Here is an 18,540-nt window from a genome sequence, read left to right as displayed (position 1 = left end):
AAAAAAAAGTGAAACGATTAAAATACAAGAAAGGCAGAAAAGTTCAACCGAATTATTACGAATATACCGGTCAGCACAGTGAATTTCCTGTGGAAATGCAATTGTTTGTGTACAATTCTGAATCATATACTGAAACAACTAATTTGAACCTGAGTGAAGTTGAACTGGATGAACTTTTAAAATCTGACGATGTAAAGTGGCTCAATATTCACGGCTTACATGATGTTGATTTGATTAAAGCCGTAGTTGATAAATTGGGAATTGAAAGTTACATTGCCGGTGATATTTTGAATGTTGCCAAACGCACTCGGATGGAAGAATTGGGTGATGTGTTGTTTTTCAGTATCAAGTCGATTTTGCCCGAAAAAGAGGAGGCAAATGTGCATGTAGAACAAATAAGTTTTTTATTGAAGCAAAATATTTTGGTATCCTTTCAAGAAAAACGAGGTGATTTCTTTTCGCATATAAGAGAACGTATCAAAACTAATGCAGGGATTATTTGTAAAAAGAAAAATGATTTTTTGCTGTATTTGATGTTGGATGCCGTGATGGAAAATTTTTATATCACTATTGAAAAATATGAAGATGTGATTGAGAAATTGCTACTTGAATCAAAATCCAACCAGGATCCCAATGTTTTAGTGCGAATAGAGAAATGTCGGGAAGATTTGAATTTTTTAAAGCGATCGATTATGCCTTTAAAAGATTCATTGTATAATTTAAAATCGATTAAAGACGACGATGATTTCAATGGAATTGAAAAATCAAATTTTACTTTCTTTGCTCGTTTGCATCAAAAAAGTATGGAGCTTTTGGACCAAATTGATTATGATATGGCTTCGTTGGAGAGTGCTTCCAGCTTTTATTTTTCAGCTCAAAGTCACCGAATGAATGAAATAATGAAAACCCTAACTATCGTATCGGTGATTTTTATCCCGTTAACTTTTATTGTAGGTGTTTATGGGATGAATTTTGAAAACATGCCTGAACTAAGAAATCCCAATGGTTACTATATTGTTATTGGAGCGATGTTTGTTTTGGTGTTGGGAATGGTCTTTTATTTTAAACGTAAAAATTGGTTTTAGTTCAAGGTCAAAGCTCCCAAAATCTCTTCCGACATAAACGGTCCGCCCGGATAGCGTGCAGTATAATCGAGATTTAGCCATATTTGTTCGCGTTCGTCAATGTGGTAATGAATTTCTTTACCACGACTTTCCTCTATAAATAATAGTTTTTTAATTAAATAATTAGCAGCTTCCAGATCACTTTTTTTTCCTATCAACATTTCCGGATAGATGTGTCCACCTGTATGAATCAAACGGGGAGTTCCGCCGATTGCTTTAATACACGAAGCCATTAAAATCGCATGGTCATCACAATCACCTGAAAAATGTATCAAACTTTCGGTTGCACGAGCTATATATTCCTGACCTATTGGGTCGTTTACATAGTTCCAGCGGTTGCGAATTTCTTTGAAAACTGCAAAGCACTGGATTATTTTTCTATGTTCTTTTTGACCTGTAATATCTTTAAAATGTTTCGTTGTGGCATATAGAGCAAAATTTCGAACTTTAGGATGGTCATATTCAACTGCTTGTAACGTCTCCTTTTTATTAGGAAAAGGCAATAACTTCGAAACGAATAAATCTTGTGGATTCGGATTGTCAGACATGGAGTAAATCATGTATCCATAATCTTGAAAAACACTAGCAATGCCATAATTCCCGAAAACTGTACCAAATAATAAGATGATTAAATAAATTGCAATTCCAATTATTAAAACGGTCCGTATTAGTCGTAATACCAATTGAATAACAACTAAAATAACAAACGCAATTAGAATTCGGTCTAAAAAAAAGGGCCAATTGAAATCCTTTAAATTTTGATGAGCAATGATGAATAAAGGAATGGCAATTAAAACATTCAAAACAAATATAATCACATCGTCCCAAGGTTTTTTTACCTGGAATTTAGTTTTAAGATCCTGAAAATTAATTGATTCAAATACTTTCATTGACTAAAAAGTGTGCTTAGCTAACGGCTACGGACAATTTTAGCAAAAGTACCTTTTTTATCTATAAGGGAAAGGTCAAACAGTTGATTTTGGACATTGTTTAACGTTTTTTCATCTAAATTCTTTTGTGACCATTGGGTAAGCGACAGCCATTCTTGAATATCTTCTAAATTTAATTGGTATCGGGAGGCTAGTGTTCGATCAATACTCGGAATATATTTGAATTCTTCTGTGGTTGCATTGATGATTTCTAAAATCAATTGAATGGTTTCAGGATTTTTGTCTAACATTTCATTGCGAACAGCAATAACGAAGCACGGCCAAGGAGTCGGACAATCGGCAATTCGTTTAAAAACACCCTTGTCTACTAACGGTTTGGTCATGAATCGTTCCCACATAAAGTAATCAGCTTTTTTATTTGCTAAAGCTTCCACCGCTCCGTCAATGGTATTCACAATTTCAAAGTTTAAATTTTGAATCTTCCAACCTTGATTTTGAGCATTTACTACTGCCATTAAATGCGAACCTGAACCGAATCGGCTGATAGCAATGGTGCCATTTTCAAGTTCAGATACTGCTTTTACACTTGATTTTCCATCCACATGAATTCCCCAAATAAGCGGACTTTTCACATATACTTGTACAATTGATGACTTGTTACCATTGATGATATCTTTGACAATACCTTCGGTAAGAATGACCGCAATATCGGTTGTTCCTTCACGAAGCATTTGACACATTTTTCCGGTTCCTTCGGGAACGTCTGTCCATTCTAAATCGATGCCGGCTTCTTCAAATTCACCGTTTTCAATGCACAAATGCCAAGGTAAGTTGAAATGTTCGGGTACGCCGGCTATTTTGATGGTTTTCATTCGAGTTTAAAGTTGTTTAAATTGTTTAAGGTTGTTTAAATTGTTTAAGGTTGTTTAAATTAATTTTTCAACCAACTTATATTTTAATTTTTCAGAACTACTGATTAATTATTTTAATTGCTTCTTCAATGTATTGATTTGGGTTGTAATTTTTTGCTGATTCTTTTACTTCATAATCTATTTTAATTCCATTTCTTTGAACACCAATATCGTTTGGATAAAAAGCTCCCATTCCTGTAAAATCAATCGAAGTTTTATCAATTAAGATTATTTGATGGCGATTCATTACAGCTCCAAAAGTTTGTTCACCAATAGCAGTACAGTTTGGCGACTGCTGAATAAGCATTGCAAAATATTCAGCCCTACTACCAGTACTTCTATTTACCAATAAATTGATTTTCCCTTTGTAGTACTTTCGGTTTTTTGAACCAGCTGCAAACGGATTTTTTAAAAACTTGAGTGGAGCTTGCATGTCATAAATTCCTAATGATGGTTTTGAGGGTGCTAAAATTTTAACAAATATTTTTTTCTTTGGATAAAGGTATTTCGCTATATCATCTTCGTTTACTTTGGTTGGATAATTTCTTAGATCGATGATAATTCCTTTTTTATTGGCAAATGAATCAAAAGCAGTTTTTAGTTCCTTTTTTGAAATTTTACCAAGATTAATAAATCCAATATCTGTATTTAATTCGTAGAAAGTTTCTTGTTTTGGTATTGAAATATTTTCCCTTTCTTCGGGTTTATAGGTTTCATATTCATATAATTTAACATATTTAGATTCTATTTTTTTATCTGCAGAAATGAATTTTACATGCATCGAATCTTTGTTTGACGACAACAGCCAATAATACGAATATAGATTTCTAGCATTGTTTAGATTTGATGTACTGCCAAAGTCTTTAAATTTTTCATAAAAATAATCCTTTACGCTTTTATTTTCAATTTCATAAATTACATCTTTTAATTTTATATTGTCTTTTGCCGCTAACGATTTGTTGTGTAGAGTGGTCACTACTAAAGAATCATTAATCAATTTACCCCCAAAAGAAGCAAAGCGATTGTATACATTTTTAAAAATATAATCATTGAAATAATCTGAATGAGAATCGTTTAGTTTTGAAAATAATTTCATTTTTGCGAACTCAAATTTTTCTTCAGTGTCTGCATTTATAAAATCTAATTGCAAATTTTTGAGGACCTCACTCCAAGGTTCATCTGTCAGGTAAATATTGACATTCCAGTATTTCATGACGTTCCAAAAACTTGCTAAAAATAAAATGCGGTGGGACTTAATCCTATAATTGAAACTATCAAAACCTTTATCATTTTTAAAATTGATAAAATTATTCAGTTTATCAATTGATGCGTAAAAATCACCATAGTTTGAATTTTCTCTAATTTGATGAAGTTTGGATGTTACAATAGGGTTAAAATTGGACGTTTCAATCCATGAATAATCGTAATTTTTAGTAAATAGGTTCTCTTGATCATAAACTGTTTTTTTATACAATTTTTTGGTTGATTCACTTTCAAAGCCAGTAATCCAAGAAAGAAGTTCTTGATTTAATTGTTCGTTTGTTTCGATTTTTTCAATTTTATCATAAAGGGTTATGAATTCCTGGTTCCAATTTAATTTTCCCTTACTGATTTCAGGATGATGGTATTTCAATAACCCCCATATTTGAATCAAACGTTCTATTTTCTGAGATTCTGGAACTTTTGTTTGTGAAAAAGTAATAAGAGAACTAAAAACGAAAATAAACAAAAGGATTTTTTTCATGATATAAAGTAAAGAATCCATGCAATTTAGCTATTTTAAAAATGCATTTAAATTGTTTAAGTTTATTTTAACTGCTGTCAGTTTTTTAGTTTTAAAAGCAACTATTTATTAATGTTCTCCAGCTTCCACCATTTCCAGATAACTCCAGCCTCATCCGGATAATCTTCCATAAATTGAAAACCTACTTTTTGTAAAATATGATTGGAAGCTCCATTTTGAGCATGGGTATAAGCGTTCATTTCTTTAATATTCATTTGATTAAAACCATAGTCTAACCAAGCAATAGAAGCTTCTGTAGCGAAACCTTTGTTCCAGAATTTTTCATCCAAACGATAGCCGTAATCATAAAAATTGGTATTGCCATTTTCCACGTGATCGTTTACAAACTTGATTCCTGTCCAACCAATGAATTCTCCGGTTTCTTTTAGAATGTTGGCAAATCGACCAATGTTATTATCCACATATTGCTTTTGAACCATTTCTATGATTTTTATGGTTTCTTCAATGTGCTGCGTCGGATTTTGCCAAAGGTATCTGTGCACGTTTGGATTGTTGTCCATCGCAAACATGGCTGGTGCGTCACTTATTTTAAGCGGACGGAGGAGGAGGCGGGTGGTTTCAAGGGTTAAATTCATAAAAATATTTTTTTTGAACACAGATTTATGAAATATCAAAAATCATAAAAATTATGATGATAAATATTTTTTAAATTTCTCAAATTATTAAAATCTGTGTTCTCTATAAATTTCAAAAATATTAGTTTGCTAATTTATCCAACGCATATTCAATCAAAGCATTAACCGCTTGATATGGATTTTCGCTAAATATCCCGGTTGCTCGATTGGCAATAATGGCATTGAGCGACAAACATTCATGGCCCATTAATTTTCCCAAACCATAAATAGCTCCCGTTTCCATTTCTAAATTAGTAATTCGGATGCCTTTGTATTCAAAAGCGTCCATTTTTCTGTTCAATTCAGAGTCTTGGATGCCCAAACGCAAAACGCGTCCTTGCGGACCGTAAAAACCGCCTACGGTTCCTGTGAATCCTTTATAAATGTGTGGACTATCCAATTTTTGTGCTAAACTTTCACTTCCTTTAATGATGTATGGTCGACCTTTTCGCAAATCCCAATTGGTTTGAGCGATAAAAGCATCTTCTATTTCAGTTTCACAAATAGCATCAATCAAATAGGAGCGAAGCATGTTGTCCAATCCCAAACCGTACTGACTCATGACAATACTATCCACGGGGATGTCTTTTTGTAACGAACCGGAAGTGCCAAAACGAATAATGTTTAACGAAGTCAATTCCTTTTTAATCGCACGAGTTTCTAAATCGATGTTGACTAATGCATCCAACTCGTTCATGACAATGTCAATATTATCCGGTCCAATTCCTGTTGAAATAACCGTTAATCGCTTGCCTTTGTAAACGCCGGTTTGTGTTTTAAATTCTCTTTTTTGCTGAGAAAATTCAATGCTGTCAAAATGCTGTGTAATTTTCTCCACACGGTTTTGATCACCCACAAAAATGATGTCATTGGCAATTTGGCCGGGTTTTAGGTTGAGGTGGTAAACACTGCCGTCGGGATTGAGAATTAGTTCTGAAGATGGAATCATTTTTTTTGAGGTACTAAGGTTCTGAGGAGCTGAGGTTCTGAGGTTGGATTCAAAGTAACTTGAAACCTGAAACTTGATACTAAATTTTACCCTCCAACCCGTTTGGTTTTAAAGCCTTTGTCTTGGAGTATTTTCATTATTTTATCACGGTAATCACCTTGTATGATTATTTCATCATCTTTGAAGCTACCACCAACGGCTAATTTACTCTTAATTTCTTTAGCCAAAATTTTAAAATCTTCCTCTGTGCCTTCATAACCTGAAATAATGGTCGTAGGTTTTCCTTTTCGTTTTTCGTATTTACAAATCATAGGTTCTTTTTGAACGAATAATTCGTGATTTTTTTCCTCAACAGGTTCCGGTTCGTTGGAAACTTCGTGGTTGGGGAAGAGTTTTTTTAGTTGTTCGTTTAGGTCGTTCATAGTTTTATTATTGGAACGCTGATTTTAAAAATTTTGAGTAATTTTATTGAGAACACAGATTTTTAAAATTTTAGAGATTAAAATAATCTTTAAATATTGAACACAGATTTTAAAAATTCAAAAATTAATTTTTATTTCTTTGTGCCTTATGTACTATTAAAGTAGCCGATTTTTCTTGAGGTTATTTGTAAATATTTTTCTAATGAACTCCGGATCTTTTCCAAAATTTAAAATTAAACCTACCTCACATTCTGTAGCTCTAAGATAATTTATTAGTTGACATTCATGTGCCTCAACCAAAAATTCAACACATTTTAATTCAATGATTAATTTATTATTAACAACAATATCGGGAATATATTCGCCTACGATTTCATTTTTATAAAAAACATTTATCTTTTTATGTTTTTCAATTTTATACCCTCTTGATAACAGTTCAATTGCGAAAGCATTTTGATATACTTTTTCCAGAAAACCGTATCCCAATTCATTGTAAACGTGGTAATAAATACCAATAATCTCTTTACTGAGCTCCTGATGCGGAAAATTTTTTGTATTCATCTGTATGGCGTTTAATAATGTATAAATATAAAGCAAATTATTAAAATTTCTAAAATTTTTAAAATCTGTGTTCAAAAAAATAGTGCAATCAATATGGAATTTTATTTCTTAATCAATCCCAAATCAACCAACCGTTCATATAAAAAATCACCCGCAGTAATATCATCATATAATTTGGGATGGTTTTCGTCGATGCAGCTTTCCAAACAATTGAGTGGCATATCGCTCACCGGATGCATAAAGAACGGAATCGAATATCTCGAAGTGCCCCATAATTCTCTGGGTGGATTTACTACTTGATGAATGGTTGATTTCAATTTATTATTGGTATGTCGCGAAAGCATATCGCCCACATTAATCATTAACTCTTCCGGTTCAGCCATAGCATCAATCCATTCGCCGTTGTGGTTTTGCACTTGCAAACCTTTTCCTTGAGCTCCCATCAAAAGGGTGATTAAATTGATGTCGCCATGAGCTGCTGCTCGAACTGCGTCTTTGGGTTCATAAGTGATTGGTGGATAATGAATAGGTCGTAAAATACTATTTCCTGCATGTGCATATTTATCGAAATAAAATTCATCCAAGCCTAAATACAATGCCAATGCACGAAGCACATAAATACCGGTTTTTTCCAACATTTGATAGGCTTCTTTTCCAATGGTATTAAACTTTGGAAATTCGGTAACTTCAACATTATCAGGATATTCAGCTGCATATTTGGATTCTTTTTCAACGTACTGACCAAAATGCCAAAATTCTTTTAAATCACCTGCAGATCTTCCTTTGGCATGTTCTTTACCAAAAGACACATAACCTCTTTGTCCGCCAATTCCAGGAATTTCATACTTGGATTTGGCTTCCACCGGTAATGAAAAAAAGTTTTTGACTTCCCGATACAAATCTTCGACCAATTGATCGTTTAAAAAATGACCCTTTAAGGCTACAAAACCTATATCTGAATAAGCTTTACCGATTTCATTTACAAATTTTTGTTTGCGTACCGGGTCATCCGATAGGAAATCACGCAAGTCAACACTAGGAATTTTTTGCATAAGAATAATTAATTGTTATAACTCATTTAGAGTTTAGTAATTCGTTCTACAAATGTATTGAAATTATTGTTTGTTGTAAATTCAATCCTTAAATACCTGCTTTTAAATTTTATAACAAAACGAATGGTATTTGCTATTTTTTGTACTTTTGGGAGCGTTAATTAAACCCAACTCATGCACTACGATAAACAAAATCTAAGCGATCAAAAACTACTGGAACTTTACAATCGTTTATTAAAGCCTCGTTTAATAGAGGAAAAAATGTTAATTCTCCTTCGCCAAGGGAAAATCTCCAAATGGTTTTCTGGAATTGGTCAGGAAGCCATTGCTGTGGGAGTTACAGCCGCTTTAGATACCGATGAATATGTGTTGCCGATGCATCGAAATTTAGGCGTTTTCACCACTAGAGATATTCCCTTGCACCGCTTGTTTGCTCAGTGGCAAGGGAAGAAGAGCGGCTTTACCAAAGGTAGAGACCGTTCCTTTCATTTTGGTACCCAAGAGTTTAAAATCATCGGAATGATCTCGCATTTGGGTCCGCAATTAGGGGTTGCCGACGGAATCGCTTTAGCCAATAAACTACAAAAGAACGGAAAAGTAACTGCAGTTTTTACCGGAGAAGGAGCCACCAGCGAAGGTGATTTTCATGAAGCTTTGAACATTGCGGCCGTTTGGGAATTACCCGTTTTGTTTGTTATTGAAAATAATGGTTACGGACTTTCAACACCCACCAACGAACAATACCGCTGTGCAAACCTTGCCGACAAAGGAATTGGTTACGGAATGGAATCGTATATCATCGATGGAAACAATATTTTAGAAGTTTATATAAAAGTTTCTGAATTGGTTGCTTCGCTTAGAGAAAATCCGAGACCCATATTATTGGAGTTTTTAACTTTTCGAATGCGTGGTCACGAAGAGGCGAGTGGCACTAAATACGTTCCGCAAGAACTAATGGACGAATGGGCTAAAAAAGATCCGATTGAAAACTTTAGAACTTATTTAAAAGATACGGGTATTTTAACCAATGCATACGACGAAGCCATCCGAAATGAATACAAACAAGAAATAGATGAGCATTTAAAAATAGCTTTCGACGAACCGGATATTGTGGCCGATTTGCACGAAGAATTAAACGATGTCTATCAACCGTATGATTTTGAAGAATTTAAGCATGGCGATACGGTTGAAAATATTAGAGTAATTGATGCTATTACACAAAGTTTAAAACAATCCATGGAACGCCATCCGAACTTAGTTATCATGGGTCAGGATATCGCTGAATATGGCGGAGCTTTTAAAGTCACCGACGGATTTGTGAATCTATTTGGAAAAGATCGCGTTCGCAATACACCTATTTGCGAAAGTGCTATTGTTTCTGCCGGAATGGGACTATCCATCAACGGCTACAAAGCCATTGTAGAAATGCAGTTTGCCGATTTTGTTTCTACAGGTTTTAATCCGATTGTCAATTATCTGGCAAAAGTGCATTACCGTTGGCAGGAAAAAGCCGATGTTGTGGTGCGAATGCCTTGCGGTGGTGGCACACAAGCAGGACCATTTCACTCACAAACCAACGAAGCTTGGTTTACCAAAACTCCCGGTTTAAAAGTGGTGTATCCGGCATTTCCCTCTGACGCCAAAGGACTCTTGAATACAGCCATCAACGACCCGAATCCGGTGATGTATTTTGAACACAAAGTTTTATATAGAAGTATTTACCAAGAAGTTCCCACGGATTATTATACTATTCCATTTGGAAAGGCGGCTTTGCTGAAAGAAGGTTCGCAGGTAACCATTATTTCTTTTGGAGCTGGCGTTCATTGGGCTTTGGAAACTTTGACTAAAAACCCGTCTATTGAAGCAGATTTATTGGATTTACGTACGTTACAGCCTTTGGATACCGCAGCTATTATTCAATCTGTTCGCAAAACCGGAAAAGCAATTATTCTGCAAGAAGATTCGCTTTTCGGCGGAATTGCCAGTGATATTTCCGCATTGATTATGGAAAATTGCTTTGAATCGTTGGACGCTCCTGTTCGAAGGGTGGGTAGTTTGGAATCAGCTATTCCTTTTGTAAAAGCCTTGGAAGACCAATATTTGCCGAAAGGTAGATTTGAAAAGGAGTTGTTGGAGTTGTTGGAGTATTAGTTATAAAATTTTTTAACTTTAATTTTACAACTGTATACAACCAACGAATCATTTTTTAGCATAAGTTTATATCATGATTATTTAAACATGTACACCCAATTATTACATCAACAACATCATTTCTTTCACGCTCATGCGAGGTAATGATGTTATATACTAAATAAACATAAATTATAAACCCGTTTGATTATATCTAGGGGGGTGTTTTGTTTTCAATTCACTTACAAAATTAAAATTTTGAACTTTTTAGACATTAAAAAACCCCAAAATCTAAAATTTTGGGGTTTATCTTGCGGAGAAAGAGGGATTCGAACCCCCGGACCTGTTACAGTCAACAGTTTTCAAGACTGCCGCAATCGACCACTCTGCCATTTCTCCAGTAAAACACAATCATTTTCTGAATGCGAGTGCAAATATAGTATGATTTTTTGTTTCCACAAACCTTTTTGGTTTAAAAATAGAGAGAAATGAAATATTGCAAACTAAACATTTCATTCTCTTTATTTTACAGTTGTGAAAAAGTTGAAATTTTGATTAAATCAGCCGAAAATACAACTACTTCAGCATATTAAAACGATACATATTCAGTAATTTCCAGCCCGTATCCAATCATTCCTACTCGTTTGGTTTGAGCGGAATTAGAAAGTAAACGTATTTTTGAAATGTCAATATCATGTAAAATTTGGGCACCAATACCAAAATCTTTTACGTCCATTTTTAATGCAGGTGCTCGCATAGTCCCTTCTTCTTGAAGTGATTTGAGTTCGCTGATTCGGTTTAATAATTCTATCGATGGAATTTCTTGATTGATGAATACAATTGCTCCTTTACCTTCGGCATTGATGCGTTTAAACATATCATCTAAACGTTTATCAGAATCACTGGTTAATGTACCTAAGATATCATTATTGACCTGTTTAGAGTTTATTCGGGTCAAAATCGGATCGCCATTGTTCCAACTTCCTTTGGTTAATGCTAAATGCACCTGTTTGTTAGTTGTTTGTAGGTAAGCTCGTAAACGGAACTTCCCAAACCGAGTGTCAACTTCAAAATCTTCTTTCTTTTGAATCAAACTGTCGTGTTGCATTCGATAAGCCACTAAATCTTCGATAGAGACCAATTTCAAATCAAACTTTTTCGCTACTTCAACTAATTGAGGTAAACGCGACATGGTTCCGTCGTCGTTCATTATTTCACAAATTACACCTGCGGGAGAAAATCCAGCCAGACGAGCAAAATCAATTGCTGCTTCTGTATGACCTGTTCTACGCAAAACACCACCTTGCTTTGCAATAAGAGGGAAAATATGTCCGGGACGAGCTAAATCGTTTGGTTTAGTATCTTCTTCTACTAGTGCTAAAATTGTTTTGGCACGATCGGCTGCAGAAATGCCGGTTGTAACACCACTTCCTTTTAAATCAACAGAAACAGTAAATGCTGTTTCCATATGATCGGTATTGTTTGCAACCATCGTGTGTAATTCTAATTCATTGCATCTGCGTTCGGTTAATGGTGCACAAATGAGTCCACGACCATGGGTAGCCATAAAATTAATCATCTCAGGTGTTACTTTTTCCGCCGCCGCCAAAAAATCTCCTTCATTCTCGCGATCTTCGTCGTCAACAACAATAATTACTTTGCCTTGACGTATGTCTTCAATTGCTTCTTCAATCGTATTTAATTTTATTTTGTCAATGATCATTCTTCTTTATTTTTAGTTGAAACAAATACCTTCGAAATATATTTATAGATAGGTTGAAGGAAATTATCCATATTAATTAAACCAATATCGTTTGTGGCACGATAGGTTAGGAGTAGTGCTAAAGGAGTTAACACAAAGGAAGACATCCATGCTCCCATAAATGGTGGAAGACCATCTTCTTGAGCAATTTTTTTACCAAAAACATTAATAAAATGGAAGATAATAAAAATGAGCATGGCAAATACAATGGGAAGTCCGAGGCCACCTTTACGTATAATTGCACCTAGCGGAGCTCCTATAAAGAACATTAATAAACATCCGTATGCAATGACAAATTTTTCATACAATGCTAACCAATGATTATTGATGTTTTTAGATTTTCCTTCAAATTCAGATCTAGAACCTTCAATAGAATATTTGGTATTTGTGATGTTGCTCTTTGCAAGTTCAAATACTGCTGCTTTTTCTTGATCGGTTAAAAAGGATAAAATATCTTTCTTTAATGTATCTTTTACTCTAGGGGCGGTTTCTTTTTTTACCGGTGAATTAACCACTGTTTGTTTCTGATGGATATTATCGGTAAAAGAAAGTACTTCTTTTTTTCTGTTTTTTTCCAGTGAATCCAGCGTATATCTCAGCTCATGTATATTAAGCATGGTATTCGTGTTGGCAATCTTATCCTCATCGGTATCCATGTTTTCAAGAGGTGCCAGGTCAAAATTGATAATATATTTTTTAAATGAACTTTTAGCAAATAGTTGTTTGTTGCGGTCGTTTGGGTTTCTTGTTTCTAAGTTTTCATAGTAGTAACCATCAAACAATACCATTTGCAGGAAGTTTGATTTTTCGCTGCTCATCAATTCGCCGCGGTCAGATTTAATGACGGTGCTTACACCTGTTCCCAATTTTGAAATTTTATGAATGGTGACATTATCTAAAAGGTTGCCATTGTCGCCGTACTTTTTATCAACCTTAATATTGTAGTCACCAACTTTATTAAACTGACCCTCAGTGATGGCCATCGATGGTTTTTGTTGTACAATTGTTTTGCGAAGATTGACAAATTCGTATTCGGCTTTTGGGATGATATTGTTGGCAAAAAAGAAAGCGGTTATGCTTAATAGGATAATAAAAACGATTAATGATTGCATGGCTCTTCCCAAGGAAATTCCAGAAGATTTCATAGCAGCAAACTCATAGTTTTCAGCAAAATTTCCAAAGGTCATTATCGATGCTAAAAGCACAGAAAGCGGAAGCACCAAGGGAACAATTTTAGGAGCATAAAACAGCAAGAATTTGATAATCAAAAAAGTATCTAGGTCTTTACCCGCTAAATCAGCGATAAAAAGCCAAATACCTTGAAGTATAAAAATGAAAAAGAGGATTACAAAAACAGTAGTAAATGTAGTCAGGAAGGACGTTAGAATGTATCTGTCAAGAATTTTCACCTCAAAAATTAGTCAATTCTATTGATGTAGTAACTTTTGTATTTACTCTCGTCAAAGGTAAATTGATTTTTTGATATAGGCTGATTGGTTTTAAAAGAATTAACAGTTAGTGTGGTCTTCGTGCCATTTTTACCCATTTCAATCAAATTATATATGTGTTTGGTTTGCATATCAATACCCAATAATATTTCTTTACGTTGGTCTTTTGAACTTATAGGTATTAATTTGATGTACTGAATTTTACGACCTTTTACATCTTGTAAAATATCCATCGAATATTTATATCCGGTATTAAAAAATGTAAGCATTTTTGAAGGAGTAATGGCATTTTCGTCTTTTTCATCTACTTTAGAAATGGTGACTTCCTCGTCTTCAGGACTAATTGTATACGATTTTTTGCCATCAAAAATTTTGGTGATACCCATGAAGTTTAGGTAGTACATATTGCCTTTCATTACAACATTTCCTTTGCTGTCTTGGTTGATATTTTCTTTTGTATTCTGTAACGAATATTTAAAATCAATCGTGATGTTTTCGTAACTTTTAACTTTAGCAGTTACTTGGTCTAAAAGTTCTTTTGCTTTTTTATCTTGTGCGTGTGAAGCAAAACTTAAGAATAGAAATGCCAATACAATAATTTTCATGCCGTTAATTGTTTTTTTGTTCGTTGTTTAAAAATTCATTCAAGCTATTCAAATCAGTTACGTTGACAGCACGTGCTTTGCTACCTTCAAACGGACCTACGATGCCGGCGGCTTCCAATTGGTCGATTAAACGTCCGGCTCTGTTGTAACCTAATTTTAATTTTCGTTGCAATAACGAAGCAGATCCTTGTTGAGCGGTAACTATTATTTCAGCCGCTTCTCTAAACATCGAATCGCGTTCGGATATGTCTATATCAAGTACTGTACCACTTTCTTCACCCACATACTCGGGTAGGAGGTACGCATTGGGATACGCTTTTTGCGAACCGATGTATTCTGTTATTCGTTCTACTTCCGGAGTGTCCACAAAAGCACACTGTACGCGAACCAAATCGTTTCCGTTGGTATACAACATGTCACCTCTACCAATCAGCTGGTCGGCACCTTGGGTATCTAAAATGGTACGAGAGTCAATTTTGGAAGTAACTCTAAATGCAATACGTGCTGGGAAATTTGCTTTGATAAGTCCTGTAATCACGTTAACCGATGGACGTTGTGTAGCAATAATCAAATGGATTCCAATTGCACGAGCAAGTTGAGCCAAACGAGCAATCGGTGTTTCTACTTCTTTACCTGCGGTCATAATCAAATCGGCAAACTCATCAACGACTAAAACTATATAAGGTAAGAATCGGTGACCTTCATGCGGATTCAACTTTCGCGATTTAAACTTCTCATTGTATTCTTTAATGTTTCGAACCATCGCATCTTTTAAAAGCGAATAGCGATTATCCATTTCGATACAAAGAGAGTTTAAAGTATTGATAACCTTCGTATTATCGGTAATAATAGCATCGGAGTTATCAGGTAATTTTGCCAAATAGTGACGTTCAATTTTATTAAAAAGGGTGAGTTCTACTTTTTTAGGGTCAACCAAAACAAACTTCACTTCTGCAGGATGTTTTTTATATAAAAGAGAAGTTAAAACTGCATTCAAACCAACCGATTTTCCTTGACCTGTAGCTCCTGCCATCAATAGGTGCGGCATTTTTGCCAAATCCACTACAAATGTTTCATTAGAAATAGTTTTTCCCAATGCGATGGGCAATTCCATTTCCGCTTCTTGAAAACGAGAAGAACCGATAACAGATTTCATCGGAACCATGGTTGGGTTTTTATTTGGCACCTCAATACCAATGGTTCCTTTTCCGGGGATCGGAGCAATGATGCGTATTCCTAAGGCCGAAAGTGACAAGGCAATATCATCTTCCAAGCTTTTTATTTTTGAAATACGAATGCCGGCTTCGGGAACAATTTCGTACAATGTGACCGACGGACCCACCGTTGCTTTAATTTGAGCAATATCAATTTTGTAGTTTTTTAGGGTGTCTACAATTTTATTTTTGTTTTCTTCTAACTCTTCTTGATTAATGGTAATGCCGCCTGAACCATATTCTTTCAATAAATCAAGTGTTGGAAATTTATAATTGGAAAGTTCTAAGGTTGGGTCAAACAAGCCAAAATCAGCCACCAATTTGGCAGCTAAATTTTCCTCCATTGTTGCTTCTTCCGGTACTTTTTCAATAACAAATGCTTCGTCATTTGTTTTTATTATTTCCGGTAATTTAGTTTCCGGTTCAACGGTTTTAGGTTTTACTTCTAACTTAATCTCTGATGGATTATTAATGGTGGGTTTTAAAGAATCTTTATCGATTTCAAATTGCGAAACAGGCGTTTTTAATTCAGGTTCTTCTTCAATTTCTGCTATTGAATCGTCTACTTTATCACTAATTGGTTGATCAAAGGCATTTTCAGTTTCTTCTTCCAGTTTTTCTTTTCGTTTAAAAAAGGCTTCAATTTTATCGGGATTAATTTTAATTCGCAAAACAATAAAAATAATTACACTAAAAACAAGAACGAGTAATGTTCCAGTTTTGCCCATGAAATCTTGAAAAAATAGATTCATTTCATAGCCAATTACGCCACCTAGCTCAGGTATATACGAAGTGAAAAATCCAAATAACAACGAAATATTTACCATGGCAAATAAATCCCAAAACCAAGTACTTTTCAGTTTTTTAATCGGTAATCCGATGACCAAATAAACACCACTTAAAAATAACAGACGAACAAAAATAAAGGAGGCAATACCAAATCCTTGAAAAAGAAAGAAGTGAGCTACTGCTGCACCCACTTTACCCAACCAATTCTTTACAGCCACTTCTCGATCTGCAAGTGCAGTTACAGCACTTTGATCTTCACTCCAATTGAGATAATAGGACACAAAAGAAAAAAACAAAGCCACAGCAAGAAGTACAAGCAAGCTTCCAAAGATAATTTTGTTTTGCTTGGTTATTTTCCAGCGATCTTTTGAACCGACCGGAGCTGTATTTTCAGATTTTGATTTTTTTGTATTTGCCATTATACGCTTAAGAATTGCCGTAAAATTAACTAAATTAATTGATTAATAAAATGCTCTATTTAAAGGATGATAGGCAAATAAATAATACCGGCAATGATGATTGCTGTAAATGCTGCGAATAATACAGCTCCAGCGGCAATATCTTTAATAAAACCAATGCGTTCATGGTAATCGGGATGAATAAAATCGGCTGTTTTTTCAACAGCTGTATTCAAGCCTTCAATACTTAAGACCAAACCGATGGCTAATGTTTGAAAAAGCCATTCTGTTTTGGAAATTTCAAAATAGAATCCCGCTATTGTAACGATTATTGCAATGAAAACTTGTGTTTGGATGCTATGCTCAGTGCCAATCAATTTGATAGCTCCTTTAATTGCATAAACGACACTTTTCAAACGACCGACAACAAATCCGGGATTCTCTTGTTTTTTCATGGGAGAATTTATAGAGCGGCTAATGCTGCTTCGTAATTGGGTTCTTGTGCAATTTCAGGCACTTGTTCAGCATGAGAAATGATGCCATTTTCATCAATTACTACAACCACCCGAGAATGCAAACCGGCGAGGGGTCCGTCGGTGATGGTTAAACCATAGGCTTCTCCAAAACTTCCGGTTTTAAAATCGGATAGATTTTCTACATTTGAAAGTCCTTCCGCTCCGCAGAAACGTTTTTGTGCAAATGGTAAATCTCTTGAAATACACAAAACTTTCGTGTTATCTAAAGTAGTTGCTTTTTGATTAAATGTTCGAACCGAAGTTGCACAAACACCTGTATCAATGCTTGGAAAAATATTAAGGACCAATTTAGTTCCTGTATAATTATTCAAAGAAACGGTTCCTAACTCGGTCGTTACTAATTGAAAGTCAGGTGCTTTTGTTCCTATTTCAGGAAGTGTTCCTTGCGTATGAATTGGATTTCCTCCAAGCGTTATTGTAGCCATAATGATTTTATTTTTTTGAATTTCAAAAATAGGAATATAAAACGGTTTGACCTATTGAGTTTTAATAGATTTTAACAAAAAAGTTTCAATATTGAACTTTTTTTAAATACATTGTGTATTACTTTTAGGGTGAAGTCAAATTTTGTTAAGTTATTGAATTCCTAATTAGTATCGCAAATATCTACAGATATTGTCACTCCGACAAAAATGGAATCAAATCATGATGATATTATATTTGATTTTTCCTTTGTTGGATTGACTAAACAACAAATAATAATTTATTTTTATAATTACCCCAAACGGATATATTTAAACCTATTTTGTTGTTAACTGCTTTATTTTGATATTGAAAGCAGCAAATAGCAAAGTCATAAACGGACTGATGATGTTGAAGAATGCATAAGGCACATAACTCCACGTTGAAACACCTAAAACTCCTGCTTGATATGCTCCACAAGTATTCCATGGAACCAAAGGAGAAGTTACCGTCCCTGCATCTTCCAATGTCCGGCTTAAATTTTCAGGAGCTAAACCTTTATCAGCATAGGCTTTTGCAAACATTTTTCCCGGAACTACAATGGCTAAATATTGGTCGGAAGCAGTTAAATTTAAAGCTAAACAACTGGCAACGGTACTTGCAAATAAACCGAAAACCGTGTGAAATAATTTCAATAACGAATCGGTAATTCGGGTCAATGCACCAATCGCTTCCATCACGCCGCCGAAAACCATGGCACAAATAATTAACCAAATAGTACTAAGCATTCCTGACATTCCTTTTGCTGAAAACAATTTATTAAGTACTTCACTGCTGGTTTCTATACTAGTTGAAGTGGTAATGGCATTCATAATTCCTTTATAACCTGAGATCAGATTTAATTGTGTGTCTCCACCAATTTTTGCAAC

Annotated in this window: 17 protein-coding genes and 1 tRNA gene; 2 read left to right on the top strand and 16 right to left on the bottom strand. The window is 34.6% G+C overall.

Annotated elements, in window-relative coordinates; all coding sequences use genetic code 11:
- The first annotated feature begins 8 nt into the window (after positions 1-8).
- Positions 9-1,085, top strand: coding sequence for a magnesium/cobalt transporter CorA (gene corA, locus ACIQ2S_RS01000; RefSeq protein WP_396172199.1), 1,077 nt, complete (start codon positions 9-11; stop codon positions 1,083-1,085).
- Here the strand turns inward: corA and ACIQ2S_RS00995 are convergent.
- The 8 genes from ACIQ2S_RS00995 to ACIQ2S_RS00960 all read right to left on the bottom strand — a co-directional run bounded on the left by ACIQ2S_RS00995 (position 1,082) and on the right by ACIQ2S_RS00960 (position 8,327).
- A complete protein-coding gene (locus ACIQ2S_RS00995) occupies positions 1,082-2,014 on the bottom strand; it encodes a transglutaminase (protein ID WP_396172198.1) in 933 nt (310 codons plus the stop codon). The two genes, corA and ACIQ2S_RS00995, sit on opposite strands and share 4 nt — an antisense overlap.
- Before the next feature lie 20 nt (positions 2,015-2,034).
- Entirely contained in the window at positions 2,035-2,886 is an 852-nt protein-coding gene (locus tag ACIQ2S_RS00990; RefSeq protein ID WP_396172197.1) for a substrate-binding domain-containing protein, read from the bottom strand.
- Between the two features lie 97 nt (positions 2,887-2,983).
- Positions 2,984-4,669, bottom strand: a complete 1,686-nt coding sequence (locus ACIQ2S_RS00985; protein ID WP_396172196.1) for a S41 family peptidase — start codon at positions 4,667-4,669, stop codon at positions 2,984-2,986.
- Positions 4,670-4,770: 101 nt separating this feature from the next.
- Entirely contained in the window at positions 4,771-5,304 is a 534-nt protein-coding gene (locus ACIQ2S_RS00980; protein ID WP_396172195.1) for a GNAT family N-acetyltransferase, read from the bottom strand.
- A gap of 121 nt (positions 5,305-5,425) precedes the next feature.
- Positions 5,426-6,292 carry a nucleoside phosphorylase gene (locus tag ACIQ2S_RS00975; RefSeq protein ID WP_396172194.1) on the bottom strand — a complete coding sequence of 289 codons (867 nt, stop codon included), beginning with the start codon at positions 6,290-6,292 and terminating at the stop codon, positions 5,426-5,428.
- Between the two features lie 86 nt (positions 6,293-6,378).
- Entirely contained in the window at positions 6,379-6,714 is a 336-nt protein-coding gene (locus ACIQ2S_RS00970) for a translation initiation factor (RefSeq protein ID WP_396172193.1), read from the bottom strand.
- Between the two features lie 156 nt (positions 6,715-6,870).
- Positions 6,871-7,275, bottom strand: coding sequence for a GxxExxY protein (locus ACIQ2S_RS00965; RefSeq protein WP_396172192.1), 405 nt, complete (start codon positions 7,273-7,275; stop codon positions 6,871-6,873).
- A gap of 101 nt (positions 7,276-7,376) precedes the next feature.
- Positions 7,377-8,327 carry an isopenicillin N synthase family dioxygenase gene (locus ACIQ2S_RS00960; RefSeq protein WP_396172191.1) on the bottom strand — a complete coding sequence of 317 codons (951 nt, stop codon included), beginning with the start codon at positions 8,325-8,327 and terminating at the stop codon, positions 7,377-7,379.
- A 174-nt stretch (positions 8,328-8,501) separates the two neighbouring features.
- Here ACIQ2S_RS00960 and ACIQ2S_RS00955 point away from each other — a divergent pair, with 174 nt between their 5' ends.
- A complete protein-coding gene (locus ACIQ2S_RS00955; RefSeq protein ID WP_396172190.1) occupies positions 8,502-10,478 on the top strand; it encodes a thiamine pyrophosphate-dependent enzyme in 1,977 nt (658 codons plus the stop codon).
- Between the two features lie 293 nt (positions 10,479-10,771).
- Here the strand turns inward: ACIQ2S_RS00955 and ACIQ2S_RS00950 are convergent.
- The 8 genes from ACIQ2S_RS00950 to ACIQ2S_RS00915 all read right to left on the bottom strand — a co-directional run.
- Positions 10,772-10,856: transfer RNA gene (locus ACIQ2S_RS00950), tRNA-Ser, on the bottom strand.
- Between the two features lie 190 nt (positions 10,857-11,046).
- Positions 11,047-12,180, bottom strand: a complete 1,134-nt coding sequence (ribB, locus tag ACIQ2S_RS00945; RefSeq protein ID WP_396172189.1) for a 3,4-dihydroxy-2-butanone-4-phosphate synthase — start codon at positions 12,178-12,180, stop codon at positions 11,047-11,049.
- Positions 12,177-13,628 (bottom strand): LptF/LptG family permease, encoded by a 1,452-nt coding sequence (locus tag ACIQ2S_RS00940; protein WP_396172188.1) that lies wholly within the window; start codon positions 13,626-13,628, stop codon positions 12,177-12,179. Before ACIQ2S_RS00940 ends, ribB begins: the two co-directional genes overlap by 4 nt.
- Positions 13,629-13,636: 8 nt before the next feature.
- Positions 13,637-14,272, bottom strand: a complete 636-nt coding sequence (locus ACIQ2S_RS00935; protein ID WP_396172187.1) for an outer membrane lipoprotein carrier protein LolA — start codon at positions 14,270-14,272, stop codon at positions 13,637-13,639.
- 4 nt (positions 14,273-14,276) lie between these two features.
- Complete coding sequence (locus ACIQ2S_RS00930) at positions 14,277-16,694, bottom strand: DNA translocase FtsK (RefSeq protein WP_396172186.1); 2,418 nt, start codon at positions 16,692-16,694, stop codon at positions 14,277-14,279.
- Positions 16,695-16,753: 59 nt separating this feature from the next.
- Positions 16,754-17,128 (bottom strand): diacylglycerol kinase family protein, encoded by a 375-nt coding sequence (locus ACIQ2S_RS00925; protein WP_396172185.1) that lies wholly within the window; start codon positions 17,126-17,128, stop codon positions 16,754-16,756.
- An 8-nt stretch (positions 17,129-17,136) separates the two neighbouring features.
- Complete coding sequence (gene tpx / locus ACIQ2S_RS00920; protein WP_396172184.1) at positions 17,137-17,634, bottom strand: thiol peroxidase; 498 nt, start codon at positions 17,632-17,634, stop codon at positions 17,137-17,139.
- Positions 17,635-17,949: 315 nt separating this feature from the next.
- A partial coding sequence (locus ACIQ2S_RS00915) for a Na+/H+ antiporter NhaC family protein (RefSeq protein WP_396172183.1) occupies positions 17,950-18,540 on the bottom strand: 591 nt, incomplete at its 5' end.

Source organism: Flavobacterium sp., from assembly GCF_044371705.1.
Taxonomy (GTDB): Bacteria; Bacteroidota; Bacteroidia; order Flavobacteriales; family Flavobacteriaceae; genus Flavobacterium.
The sequence above is the reverse complement of the archived record's forward strand: the minus strand, read 5'-3'. Positions and strand labels throughout refer to the sequence as shown.

Coding starts and splice junctions, on each gene's coding strand:
- ACIQ2S_RS00955 (WP_396172190.1), top strand. CDS start 8,502: ATGCACTACGATAAACAAAATCTAAGCGATCAAAAACTACTGGAACTT.
- ACIQ2S_RS00985 (WP_396172196.1), bottom strand. CDS start 4,669: ATGAAAAAAATCCTTTTGTTTATTTTCGTTTTTAGTTCTCTTATTACT.
- ribB (WP_396172189.1), bottom strand. CDS start 12,180: ATGATCATTGACAAAATAAAATTAAATACGATTGAAGAAGCAATTGAA.
- ACIQ2S_RS00930 (WP_396172186.1), bottom strand. CDS start 16,694: ATGGCAAATACAAAAAAATCAAAATCTGAAAATACAGCTCCGGTCGGT.
- ACIQ2S_RS00970 (WP_396172193.1), bottom strand. CDS start 6,714: ATGAACGACCTAAACGAACAACTAAAAAAACTCTTCCCCAACCACGAA.
- ACIQ2S_RS00965 (WP_396172192.1), bottom strand. CDS start 7,275: ATGAATACAAAAAATTTTCCGCATCAGGAGCTCAGTAAAGAGATTATT.
- ACIQ2S_RS00960 (WP_396172191.1), bottom strand. CDS start 8,327: ATGCAAAAAATTCCTAGTGTTGACTTGCGTGATTTCCTATCGGATGAC.
- tpx (WP_396172184.1), bottom strand. CDS start 17,634: ATGGCTACAATAACGCTTGGAGGAAATCCAATTCATACGCAAGGAACA.
- ACIQ2S_RS00990 (WP_396172197.1), bottom strand. CDS start 2,886: ATGAAAACCATCAAAATAGCCGGCGTACCCGAACATTTCAACTTACCT.
- ACIQ2S_RS00995 (WP_396172198.1), bottom strand. CDS start 2,014: ATGAAAGTATTTGAATCAATTAATTTTCAGGATCTTAAAACTAAATTC.
- ACIQ2S_RS00925 (WP_396172185.1), bottom strand. CDS start 17,128: ATGAAAAAACAAGAGAATCCCGGATTTGTTGTCGGTCGTTTGAAAAGT.
- ACIQ2S_RS00975 (WP_396172194.1), bottom strand. CDS start 6,292: ATGATTCCATCTTCAGAACTAATTCTCAATCCCGACGGCAGTGTTTAC.
- ACIQ2S_RS00980 (WP_396172195.1), bottom strand. CDS start 5,304: ATGAATTTAACCCTTGAAACCACCCGCCTCCTCCTCCGTCCGCTTAAA.
- ACIQ2S_RS00935 (WP_396172187.1), bottom strand. CDS start 14,272: ATGAAAATTATTGTATTGGCATTTCTATTCTTAAGTTTTGCTTCACAC.